The organism is Pontibacter locisalis, assembly GCF_042684605.1.
Lineage (GTDB): Bacteria > Bacteroidota > Bacteroidia > Cytophagales > Hymenobacteraceae > Pontibacter > Pontibacter locisalis.
Genome location: NZ_JBHULU010000004.1, coordinates 178,983 through 191,636 on the forward strand (window position 1 = coordinate 178,983; position 12,654 = coordinate 191,636).

The following is a 12,654-nucleotide window of genomic DNA, read 5'->3' on the forward strand; positions in this document are numbered from 1 at the left end:
CAAATTAGGGAGCAGAGGCTTCATTTGCCTGCTTAACTGAAAGCCCATCTACAACAGCAGGCTCTACTTGTACAGATTCTGCAGCAACTGCCACTTTTCGCTTCCAAAAAAGCTGCGGGAAGAAAATATTGTCTTTGTACAGGTTCATTAGCTTCCGCTTGACATATCGGGATGTATTATGCTCAACGTAACGATTTATGATTGTAGCAAGCAAAGCAATTCCAACAAAGACAACTGCCACTACCGCTATGTGCACGAACAGGTTATCAGTAGTAAACAAGCGCCTGAACGTCAAACCAATCTCCTGGTGCAAAAGGTAAAACGGATAGGATATCTCCCCTAAGAACAACATCCACTTATACTTCTGTAGAAAAGCAAGCTTTCCCATAACCAATAAAGTAAATAACCCAAAGAAGGCACAAATTACCCCAATCTCAATCGTATGGTTAAAATAGGGAAGATAGCTTCCGTAGCCATATTGTAAAGATATTCCAAGGCAAAGCAAGAGTGCTGCTACGTACTTCACACCAACTTTTTGGGCCAGATACATGTGATAAAAAATAACCCCGGCTACAAATAAGCTAAAGTATTTTACTACAGCCTGTATGTTCTTTTCCATCCCTCCAAGTTCAGGGTTCAAGAATAAGCCTCCCATTGCTAACAGAAGCATAACCCCAGTCCAAAGCTTTACATGATTGATGAGCCCGAGCAGCAGCGCAGTAAATATGATCACATAAAACACCAGTTCCTCTGTTAAGCTCCAATAAGCACCATCTATATTCTCTACACCTATAAACTCCTGGAACATGGTGAAATTATAAGCCAGCTGGGTAAAGGTTACATCGCTTTCACTGACAAACAAGACAGCGAAGGTAAGCAACAAACATACCCAGTAGGTGGGGTACAGCCTGGAGAAACGTGCTATTACGAAATCTGATGGCTGCTTTACACTTTTTGCACTCAGGAAGATCACAAACCCTGAAATGATAAAGAATAAATGTACACCAAGATATCCATAGTCAAATAACTGAAAGTGAAACAGGAAAACAGCAAAAGCTGCAAGTCCACGTAACGCATCAAGTTCTTTTATCCTCATAATATATAAAGTGATATAAACACTGTTTAGAAGTTTCCATTTCCAGACAAAGGGTAACCTCCCAACTTGTATAAAGTAAATTTTATCGACTGTTATACTGAAAAAGTCCAATTACGTTGTAGCTGTAAACAGGAAATCCAGGAAAGACAGAAAGCAATTGTCCTTACTGTACACTAAGAACCTACTAGTGAACCGTTTAAACACATATACAGTTGAGGATGCAAGAAAACAAATAGCAGCTTCTTTGCTTTAAGAAGAGGCCAAAAACGCATTAACAAAAATTTGCACTTTTTTTCCGTACTTGGGCAACTTATACAAAATCGTCCCGTAAATAGAGACGGCTAAAAGTTGAAGAGTCTTTTGAAAAGAAAACCTTCTCAATAAAACAGCAAAGGCTCCTTGGCGGGAGCCTTTGCTGTTTTTAAATAGTGATTGCACGTCAACTCTAAATAAATATAAAAGAAGCCCATGCAGATTAGATGTGTATGGGCTTCTTTTATCCCAGCCAGCACCAAAAGTAGGCTATAAGAACAGCCAAAGAAGTGAAAGGAAAATAATAATATAATTAAGCTAAAAGCTAGTTATAAGTAAATAACATTGTTTAGCCTATTGCTGGAGGCCCTTCACCTGATAAAACCTTATATCCTCACACATAGAAGTAGAACCTGCAATGCAGGCAAACCTACACCGAATGGCAGGCACACAGGCAATTGAAAAAGAAAAAGGGAACAACTACATGAAAAAGCTTCCCATTTTTTCCCCTAGATTAGCTCTTAATTCTGCGCCTAATTGATGGAGTACTTCAGAATTCGATGTTTCATTTATTAGGCTCGGTTCTGACAGATAAATTTCCTCTTTTCCCCAATACTTTCTAATAGCACTGTTTTTAAGTAGGCCCCTATCCTCTAACTTATGTGTGAGGTCATAAATATATAATGTTTTGGGCATCCCTGATAAAGGCTCTACAGCACAGACCTTACAGTCAGAAGTTCTTAAAAAGGTGTACCTCTTATTGAGCTCCTTATCATGTCTTGTGGCTTTACCTGATAATAGATCCAGGTAAGCAGTACTAACATTGTTGTCAATGTTGAATATGAGCCGAGCAAATAGAAGCATTACTGGAATAGCAAGTACAGAGGGAAAGCCAATTTGCTGGAAATGTGTTGGAAATCTGTTTATCACCACGTGTAGGTTGTAAAACCAACCCATTATAAAGTAGAAGTAAATTACATTTCCTACGCTCCCTTTTGTCTCTCCCCCTGTCGACCAGGAATATGCAAAGCTCATCAGAAAGAGAGTAGTTATAAAAACTGCTACAGAAACCGGTAAAGGTATATCAAAAGCATTATTGAACCTGTTGCTAAAAGAAATGCCCCTTTGCCAAAGAAGCATGTACAGGATAGAAGCGACTGTTAGTAACGCGCCCCATTTATAAAAGTATTTTAAAATAAGTATAGCAGCTGTCATAGAGGACCACATTATATTCCCCGCCCCACTTATAGTGGTTTCCATCCTAACATAGTTGCCGGGAGCTAGCACTACACCTAAACTTGCAACAAGACTACATATAAAAACTACCAAGATAAAGTTGAATGCCTGATGTTGGATTCGCCATAACTGGAGTAACAGCAGAGACAGAGTTGTAAGAAGATAAATAAGGGATAGCTCATTTGTGCCAATAATAGATAAACAAGCCACAAGGATACCTATTTTACATAGGAACTTAGCTGTTTTCCCTCTTAGGCTAAAGAGCATAGTCAGCAACACCAGTAAAACAAGGGTTAGGATATTAGGCAACTGATAAACTAGGTACGCTGTCATGTAGTACAATCCCCGTGAAACATCTGGCATCTGTGAAAAATACAGGGCAGTTATAAATAGCGTTAATGTTAACTTTTGCCTTGACGCAAGTTTATAAAACAGGGAAGAAACAAATACATGCAAAGTTAAAATGAACGCACAAAGGAACAAGAATGAGCTAATTTTATACCCTATCCATGATCCCACCCTTATAGGGTTTATTCTGGAAATTGCTGTTGAAAAATATCTGCCTGACCAGTTGTAGTAGGTCTCTATCTGTGTTGCTACAAAGCTATTCCTGTTATCTCTTACTGCATATTCAAAATCGTCTACTGATGGTTGGTTAAAAATGCAAAGCACAAAAAAGGGTATGATTGTGTAAAGGCCAATAATGATTAAGATATCATAATAGCGATTATGAGGATAGCTGGATGTTGATGACATTAGTCTCTAATATGATCATAAATATAAATAGATCTTGCCTCAGTTTGAAAGATGCCTTCATATAATGTATAACTTAGGGGTAGGACCTGCAAAAGTCTTCAAGGCAGGCAGACTTAGATCGCATGACAGCAATCAGCCACACAAGCAACTGTGAAAGAAAATGCAAGTAGCTGTTTACCTGTACATTCATTTCAACAGCTATAAAAAGTTAATTTTAGTTACAAAAATGACTTTCAGTATTGACAGGAAGACAAGGAAGATAAAAGCAAAGAAGCCCTTGCAACTTACGTTACAAGGGCTTCTTTGAAAATTAGTACCAGGAGCGGGAATCGAACCCGCACGAGCTTGCGCTCACAAGATTTTAAGTCTTGCGTGTCTACCAGTTCCACCATCCCGGCAACTCTCTGAAACGTTCTCCAGAGTAGTTCTTGCAAAAAACAAAGACGTTGTTTTAGACAACGTCTTCTGCCGATATTTTGCTGAGCGGGAGACGGGATTCGAACCCGCGGCCTCGACCTTGGCAAGGTCGCGCTCTACCAACTGAGCTACTCCCGCTTTTGTTATTACCAAACCGCCGTAGTGATTTAGTGTTGCAAAGATAGAGACAAAATCTCACATGTCAATAGTCTGCTATAAATTTTTCATGCATTTTAAGCTTTACAGCTGATTTTCAGGCAGAAAATTTTTATTGATCTTGGAGTTGCCTGCTCCAACTCCTGTTAAACGCGTAAGCATGAATCGAAAATATATGTAATAAACCCTACAGCTTATACTATAGACCTTATCGGACTGCCTCCTTTGTCTTGTCCTGCATCAGCAGCTTTAGCTCATTCAACTTTAGCAAAGCCTCTACAGGGGTAATGGTGTTTATGTCCAATTGCTCCATCAACTCCTTTACTCGTTGCATTTGAGGATCATTTACCTCGAACATGCTTAGCTGGTAGTTATGCTTTGGCGCTGACTTCATTCGCTGTTGCGGAGCGTCTTCAGATACCTTCTCTTTCTCCAGGTGATGCATGATCTCATCCGCTCTTAACACAACACTGTTAGGCATACCCGCCATCTGGGCTACATGTATACCAAAGCTGTGCTCACTGCCACCTGGCACCAGCTTACGCATGAAGAGTATCTTCCCTCCCGCCTCACGCACTGAAACATTGTAATTCTTTACACGCGGCAGCTCCTCTGCCAGCTGATTCAGCTCATGATAGTGGGTGGCAAACAGAGTCTTGCCTTTATACTTCGGGTGGTTATGCAGATGCTCCACAATAGCCCAGGCAATAGAAATACCGTCATAAGTACTTGTTCCACGACCAATTTCATCCATAAGCACCAGACTACGGTCTGATAGGTTATTTAAGATACTGGCCGTTTCAGTCATTTCCACCATAAAGGTAGATTCGCCTTTAGACAAATTGTCTGACGCCCCCACACGGGTAAATATCTTATCAATGATGCCGATACTGGCTGCTTCTGCCGGCACAAAGCAGCCGATCTGTGCCATCAGCACGATCAATGCTGTCTGCCGCAGCAAGGCACTCTTACCAGCCATGTTGGGACCTGTAATAATGATTACCTGCTGCTCCTCCTTATCCAGAAATATGTCATTTGGAACATAAGCCTCTCCAGGTGGCAGCTGCTTTTCAATTACCGGGTGGCGTCCTTTCTTTATGTCAAGCGTATAGCTGTCGTTAACCTCCGGCTTAATGTAATGATTGACCTGCGCTATTCCAGCGAAAGAGGACAGGCAGTCGATTACCCCTATTACTTTAGCATTTTGCTGCACCTGCGCCACATAGTCCATCGCATGCAGCACTAGCTCGTTAAACAAACCAAACTCTATGCTAAAGATGCGCTCCTCTGCGTTCAGAATTTTCTCCTCGTACGTTTTCAGCTCCTCTGTTATATAACGCTCCGCGTTCACCAGCGTCTGTTTCCGTATCCAGGAAGCAGGAACCTTATCTTTATGCGCATTGCTTACCTCCAGGTAATAGCCGAACACTTTGTTATAGGCAATCTTAAGCGAACTGATTCCTGTATTCTTTACCTCCCGCTGCTGCACCTGCGCTAAATAATCCTTGCCAGAGAAAGCAATAGCCCTGAGCTCGTCAAGCTCCGCATGCACACCATCATTGATCATGTTGCCCTGGTTTGTGAGCATAGGAGGCTCCAGCTTCAGCACATTTTTGATCTCTTCACGAAGTCCGTCGCAAGGCGCCAGCTGAGCAGCTAGTTTTTGCAGAGCAGGGATATCGCTTAGTGCTAAAGCTTTTTGAATAGGCACAATAGCATCCAAAGCCTTAGAAAGCTGGACCAGTTCACGTGGGTTTACCCTTCGTACCGCAACTTTAGAAATAAGGCGCTCCAAATCATTGATCTGCTTCAGGTGCTGTGTCAGCTCCTCTAACAACTCCTGGTGTTTGGTAAGAGCCTCAACTGTATCCAGTCGCCGACGGATCTGAACCACATCCTTCAGCGGCAACACCACCCACTTCTTCAGCAGGCGTGCTCCCATAGGAGTTATGGTGTGGTCAAGCACCTGTATCAGTGGCACACCCTCCTGGTGTTGCGGGAACAGCAGCTCAAGGTTACGAACCGTAAACCTATCCAGCCACACGTATTTATCTTCCTCCAACCTGGAGATAGCAGAGATGTGGCTGATCTCGTGATGCTGTGTTTCTGAGAGGTAATGCAGTATGACCCCGGCAGAGATAATGGCCTCAGCCATACCTTCTATACCAAATCCTTTTAGCGAGGCTGTTCCAAACTGTCGTGTGAGGGATTCATAGGCAAAGTCATACTTAAATACCCACTCATCCAATGCATAATACCTGAAATCAGGACCATAACGCTCTATAAAGGTTTCCTTCTCACGTTTACAGAACAGCACTTCCGACGGAGCCAGGCTTTGCAGCAGCTTCCCAATATAGTTTCTGTCGCCTTGTGCTGCAATGAACTCTCCAGTGGATATATCTAAAAAGGAAACGCCTGTTTCAGTTTTTCCAAAATGCACTGCAGCCAAATAATTGTTGCTGCGCCTTTCCAGCACCTGATCATTGAAAGACACGCCCGGTGTTACTAACTCCGTCACCCCTCGCTTCACAATGCCTTTTACTGTTTTGGGATCCTCTAGCTGATCGCAAATAGCCACACGCTCTCCGGCCCTTACGAGCTTTGGCAGGTAAGTATCAAGAGAATGGTGAGGAAAACCTGCCAGTGCAGTTTCGGAAGCAGAACCATTGCCTCTTTTCGTAAGTACAATATCCAGTATTTTACTCGCCTTAATGGCATCCTCGCCAAAGGTTTCATAAAAGTCACCTACCCTGAACAACAGCAGTGCTCCCGGATGCTTCACCTTAATAGCATTATACTGCTTCATAAGCGGGGTAACCGTGCCTTTGCCTTCTCCTTTCATACTGCTTTATACTTTACCGGACGCACAGCATCCGCAATTATGAATTCTGAACTATGTTTAGAAGAGGTTCTTACCACTCCTACCCCTACTGAAGGGGATTTATACTTTGCCAGCCGACCTGTAGAACCTCACAAACAAATCATCAAGCTACCAACAACAAGCTTCGGTTGACTTTTGGAAAAAACCGACTGACCTTTGCAGCAGCGCTGGCACAACAATGTCTGATATCTAAAGCCTGCGTTTAACATCTATAATAATGCGAAAGCTTTCGATGGACGACCTCAACCGTGATTCGGTTGAAGAATTCAAAAATAAGAAAAAAATACCGTTAGTTTTGGTGCTGGATAATGTGCGCAGCCTGAACAATGTTGGCTCCGTATTTCGCACTGCTGACGCCTTTATGGCCGAGAAAATATACCTATGTGGTATAACCGGCACCCCACCTCACCGCGACATAGAGAAAACAGCGCTTGGAGCCACTGACTCTGTAACATGGGAGCATGTTCCGGACACACTGGAGCTTGTAAAAAAACTACAGACAGAGGGGTATAAGATATGCTCTGTAGAGCAAGCGGAGAACAGCACCATGTTAAATGACTTTGCTCCTGCACCTGGACAACATTATGCATTTGTGTTAGGAAATGAGGTTTTCGGGGTGGAACAGGAAGTTGTCAGCGCCTCTGATATAGTACTGGAAATCCCTCAGTTCGGAACAAAGCATTCCCTTAACATCTCAGTAGCAACAGGTGTTGTTGTTTGGGATTTTCTTAGCAAAACACTTAGCCAACAAGGTTAAAATTCCTCTAGTAGAGCAGATGAAAAGGAAGGCTTATAAACAAGTGCTTCCTTTTTCTGTTGTTCCCATACCTGATTCAGAAGCGCCTCTATTTTTCCACAGCATTAAACCCTTTGGCCCGTAAACAGTCAATTATAACAGGAGGGCCTGCTAACGAGAAGCTTAAGCTATAGCTTAGGCTATGAGGGATACACTTTTTGCAGACCCTATCGATGTTTAAACAAAAAGCTCTTTTGCTTTCGCTCTACTATTAACTATGAAATACAGTTTATTACGCATATTACTTTTTCTTACCAGTACCTGCCTATTTCCTATAGCCTTACGAGCACAACAGTCACCAACCTCTACATCAGGAAAAATTTCAGGCACATTAATCGAAGGTGACTCCAAAGCACCGGTAGGCTTTGCCAATGTGGTGCTGCTTACAGCCAAGGATTCCAGTTTAGTTACAGGAGCCACTACCGATATTGAAGGTTATTTTTTGCTTGAACGAGTACCAGCTGGCCGTTACACCCTTCGTGCCTCCAGGGTAGGCTACCCCACCAAATTCATTCCTAACATTGTTGTATCAGCTCAGAATCCAGAGGTAAAGCTGGGGAACATTCCTCTGAAAGCCTCCTCCACGAAGCTAAGCGAGGTGGAGATCGTGGCAGAACGACAGATAGTGGAGTATGAGCTTGACAAGAGGGTAGTAAATGTAAGCCAAGATATTAATGCACAAAGTGGCTCTGTGGCTGAGGTCATGCAAAACCTTCCATCTGTCACAGTTGACATTGATGGTAATGTAAGTATGCGCGGAAGCTCCAATGTCACGATACTCATAGATGGTAAACGGTCAGCATTATCCAATCTCACCCTCGATCAGATTCCGGCCAACCTGATTGAAAGCATTGAGATGATTACCAACCCCTCTTCAAAATATGACCCCGAGGGCACATCAGGCATTATAAACTTGGTGCTAAAGAAAGAGAAGAAACCCGGTTTTAATGGCTCTGCTTCTGTAACAGCTGGCACCTACGATAACTACAATGCTTCGCTTAACCTGAACTACCGCTACGACAAGTGGTCTCTCAACGGCGGGTATGACTTCAGACAACGCAACAGGCCTGGTATCCGAAACAGTTTTACCACCAACTTCTTCTACAACGATCTGGAGCAAATAGACAGCGTCAGCTTCCGGTCGCAGACTGGCGATCGAAGTAGTACGGATATTTCTCACAGCTTCCGCTTTGGGGCAGACTATTATCTAAGTCCTAAAAAAACAATATCAGCCTCAGGAATTTACCGGTTTGGCCAGGATGAGGACAATAACACAATTTTATATCGTTTCCTGAACGAGAACCGCCAGGAGACAAGCGCCAGCCTCCGAACTACAAGCGAGACAGAAGATGAGCAGGCACTGGACCTGACACTTGGATACCGGCAAACTTTTGGGCGCGAAGGTCAGGAGCTAACGGCAGACATAGTGTACAATACCAATGTAGATGATGAGTTAAGTCTTTTTGATGAGGCTGACTTAGTTTCCTCTGCCCTACCCGAGGTACAGAGAACGTTGGTTGATGACGGGAATCTGGAATTTGTCACCAGAGTTGATTACGTGCACCCTATCTCTGAAGACAGCCGGTTTGAAACTGGCTTTCGTAGCTCATTTGAACGCCTGGATGAGGATTCTCGCTTCTTTAACTTTAGTAATCTTACGAGAGATTTTGAGTATGATTTGTTACAAAGTAACCGCTTTGTGTATGATGAGCAGGTTTATTCACTCTATAGCAACTACAGCAACAAGTATAAATCGATAAGCTACCAGGTAGGCGTTAGGGCAGAACAAACTTACACAAAAGCAGACCAGCGTACGCAGTCTACTGTATTCAACAACAGCTACTTCAGCTTGTTCCCTACCGTATTTATAACAAATGACTTTAACGATGACAATAAGATCCAGTTCAGTTACAGCCGTCGTATAAACAGACCCAGAAGCCGCTTTCTAAATCCTTTTGTGGATAGATCAGACCGGTTTAGTCTTAGGTTTGGTAACCCGGACCTAAAGCCGGAGTTCGTTAACTCGCTGGAGCTAGGCTATTTAAGATACTGGGGAAACACATCTTTAAATGCTACTGCCTTTTTCCGCCACACCACCGATGAAATTGAGCGCTTCAGAACCGCAACGATCGTAGTGGTCAACGGAGATTCCATTCCGGGCACAGAAGTTACTTTCCTGAACTTATCGAGCAATTCTTCTTATGGAGTGGAGCTCGGATTCAATCATCCTGTTACTAAGTGGTGGCGCTTGAATGGCAGTGCTTCTGGATTCAGGACACAATTGAATACCACACAAGGTGACACAGAACTTAGCAGCAGCCGCATCAGTTGGAATGCTAAACTTAACTCAACCATGACTGTTTGGAAAGACCTAGACATCCAGCTTTCCGGGTTCTACCGTGCACCCATGGCAGACATTCAAGGCCGAATGGAGCAAATGTACAGCGTGGACTTAGGGATGAAAAAGGATATATTAGACAGTAATGGCACTGTCTCGCTACGGGTTTCTGATGTTTTCAACACACGGCAGTTTAACTTTCTGAGCTTTGGCCCAGAGTTCAGAACAGAGAGTGAGAACCGCAGGCAAAGCCGGATCATTTTTCTTGGTTTTACCTACCGCATCAACAGTGATGGGGAGAACCAGCGTAGAAGGCGCGATCAGCAACAGAATGATGGTGGTGGCGATTCGAATGATGAATATTAAACATGCCTAGCCTACTCCTGCAACTTCTAGCTTCTTACAGGATATTATATTAAACCTTAGCTCCTCTGGCATAGGTTACCTGTGTCATTAAACAAATCCAAATTCCCCCATTTCAGTACAAACATCAGCTTCCGTATATTTATATATACAACTTAAAATCAGCTATTTAAAAAATATAAAACCTTTGCTTTTTTGAAAATATATCAGAAAACCCGTCCTAGTTTCCGTATACCTGAACGAAAACAAACTTAAGTATAACTAAAAATCGGAAACTATGAAGAAGCTACTTTTATTGTTTTGTGCGCTTGCCACTATGCAGCTGGCTGAGGCGCAGGTCTCTTTTGGCGTAAGGGCCGGCGCTAACTTATCCAATCTTTCAGGTGATGTCAGGGACGACAGCCGCTTTAATAACAAAGTCGGGTGGCACGCCGGCGTGACGGCAAATTTCGGCATAGTTGAAGACTTCTTTTCTATTCAGCCTGAGCTGTACTATACAAACAAAGGCTTCAAGAATGAAGAAGAGGAGTTCGAATTAGACAACCTGACCTACCGCAGAGAAGGCAGCGTGAATTACAATTATCTTGAACTACCTGTTTTAGCCAGAATAAATGCAGGCCCACTGTATTTCGAGGGTGGACCGTTGGCATCGTACCTGCTTAGCGTAAACAACAGAACCGACACGTTTATTAATGGGGCGCCAGAGCCCGAAGCTGTAAACCGCAGCAGCACTGATGGCCTTAAAAAGTTTGAGTTAGGCTACGCTGCCGGCATAGGTTTTGGAACACCCGGCGGGCTTAGTATAGGAGTACGTTATGCCGGCAGCTTCACAGATCTTGTTGACGATGCCCCTGATGATTACTTTGAGGGAGATCTAAGAAATGCCCGGCACTCCGTTTTTATGCTTACGCTGGGATTCACTCTGCCTACACGATAGGGAACATCCTCGAAACAAAAACAGCAAAGCCAGTCCTGCCGGATATGCGGGGCTGGCTTTTTACTAAATTTAAACAACAGACAGTGCAGCGGTTATAAAAAATATCTACTAAAGCTGCTCTTTTCCGTAATCAGGCAACAGAAAAAACAGACATAAATATGACTTCCCGCTTACCAATCATCGACATGCACTGCGATTTGCTTGTGTACCTGACAGACGTACCTAATCCTGACATGAATAAAGTGGAGGAAATAGGTTGTGCCTTGCCTGCCCTTACAGAGGGCAATGTGAAGTTGCAGGTAATGGCTATGTACAGTGCCACAGAAAGCGGCAGCACCAATTACGCAGCATTACAGCGCGATATGTTCAAGGTGTTGGCAGACAGTGACAACTCCCTGACTTCCGTAACCAACAACAAAATACTACAGCAGGTTATGCGGCAATCAGGTTCTGTGGGCATGGTGGCCGCCGTAGAAAATGCTTCCGGCTTTTGCGAGGAGAACGAGCCGCTGGAGGATGGTTTTAAAAAGCTTGAGAAGATGATCGAAATATGCGGACGCCTCCTGTACATCAGCTTCACCCACCACACCGGCAACCGCTTCGGTGGAGGCAACATGACAAATGATGGGATTACCACAGATGGCAAAATGCTGCTTGACTACCTGCATGGCCGCCATATTGCTGTTGACCTCTCACACACCAGCGATGCCCTCGCCTTCGATATGCTCACCCACATAGATAAAGAAAGACTGGATATACCAATCATCGCCAGCCATTCCAACTTCAGACCTGTATGGAAACATAACCGTAACCTGCCTGATGAGTTAACTCAGGAGATCATCAGACGCAAAGGGCTTATAGGAATGAACTTCTTAAGGGCGTTTGTGAATGATGAAGACCCAGAGGCACTTCTTAACCACATCCTGTATGGCATCAGCAAAGGAGCCGAAGACGTGATTTGCTTCGGAGCAGACTACTTTTATACCGCTGACAGCACCGACCTTAGCCGTATTCCTTATTACTTCAAGGAGCATGAACAGGCAGGCACCAGTTATAACTCCATTTTAAGCCGGTTGCAGGAACAGCTTTCTCAGGAGCAACTGGAGAAGTTAGCTTTTGGAAACGCGAGACGTTTTATCACTAATCTTTGGAGTAAAGACTAAAGCTTATTTGGCTGCAGGAAACTGAGTTTACACTCTTGCTTGTCTTTTACTAAAACAAAAAAGACCAGGAGCCATAAACTGGAAACCCGCACTTCCCAAACCTGCTGCCCTGCATAGACTTATTGCACAGAATTAGAGAGGTTCAATAAATTTTGTTAAAATCATCAGTGTTTTTTCTAAAGCTGCACATCTACGTTCAGCAACAAAAGCAGCATTATAAACAAAAGATTATCAATAAATTACAAAATATCCAGATTGGTTCA

At 43.5% G+C, this 12,654-nt stretch carries 7 protein-coding genes and 2 tRNA genes; 4 read left to right on the forward strand and 5 right to left on the reverse strand.

Going from position 1 to position 12,654, the window contains the following annotated elements; genetic code table 11:
- Positions 1-4 precede the first annotated feature (4 nt).
- The 5 genes from ACFSRY_RS03920 to mutS all read right to left on the reverse strand — a co-directional run bounded on the left by ACFSRY_RS03920 (position 5) and on the right by mutS (position 6,755).
- Positions 5-1,096: an acyltransferase family protein gene (locus ACFSRY_RS03920; RefSeq protein WP_377503460.1), complete on the reverse strand. Its 1,092-nt coding sequence runs from the start codon at positions 1,094-1,096 to the stop codon at positions 5-7.
- 732 nt (positions 1,097-1,828) lie between these two features.
- The gene (locus tag ACFSRY_RS03925) at positions 1,829-3,340 is read right to left on the reverse strand and encodes a DUF6056 family protein (protein WP_377503461.1); all 1,512 of its coding nucleotides are present in this window, start codon (positions 3,338-3,340) and stop codon (positions 1,829-1,831) included.
- A 314-nt stretch (positions 3,341-3,654) separates the two neighbouring features.
- Positions 3,655-3,738 (reverse strand) — tRNA-Leu (locus ACFSRY_RS03930).
- Positions 3,739-3,822: 84 nt separating this feature from the next.
- Positions 3,823-3,895, reverse strand: a tRNA-Gly gene (locus tag ACFSRY_RS03935).
- Between the two features lie 226 nt (positions 3,896-4,121).
- Positions 4,122-6,755 carry a DNA mismatch repair protein MutS gene (gene mutS / locus ACFSRY_RS03940; RefSeq protein ID WP_377503462.1) on the reverse strand — a complete coding sequence of 878 codons (2,634 nt, stop codon included), beginning with the start codon at positions 6,753-6,755 and terminating at the stop codon, positions 4,122-4,124.
- Between the two features lie 256 nt (positions 6,756-7,011).
- On the opposite strand from mutS, the gene ACFSRY_RS03945 reads away from it, so the two are divergent.
- From ACFSRY_RS03945 to ACFSRY_RS03960, 4 genes are all read left to right on the forward strand, one after another.
- Positions 7,012-7,551 carry an RNA methyltransferase gene (locus tag ACFSRY_RS03945; protein WP_377503463.1) on the forward strand — a complete coding sequence of 180 codons (540 nt, stop codon included), beginning with the start codon at positions 7,012-7,014 and terminating at the stop codon, positions 7,549-7,551.
- Positions 7,552-7,807: 256 nt separating this feature from the next.
- Positions 7,808-10,294, forward strand: coding sequence for a TonB-dependent receptor domain-containing protein (locus tag ACFSRY_RS03950; protein ID WP_377503464.1), 2,487 nt, complete (start codon positions 7,808-7,810; stop codon positions 10,292-10,294).
- Positions 10,295-10,568: 274 nt separating this feature from the next.
- Complete coding sequence (locus tag ACFSRY_RS03955; protein ID WP_377503465.1) at positions 10,569-11,228, forward strand: porin family protein; 660 nt, start codon at positions 10,569-10,571, stop codon at positions 11,226-11,228.
- Positions 11,229-11,386: 158 nt separating this feature from the next.
- Positions 11,387-12,391 carry a dipeptidase gene (locus ACFSRY_RS03960; RefSeq protein ID WP_377503466.1) on the forward strand — a complete coding sequence of 335 codons (1,005 nt, stop codon included), beginning with the start codon at positions 11,387-11,389 and terminating at the stop codon, positions 12,389-12,391.
- Positions 12,392-12,654: the final 263 nt, after the last annotated feature.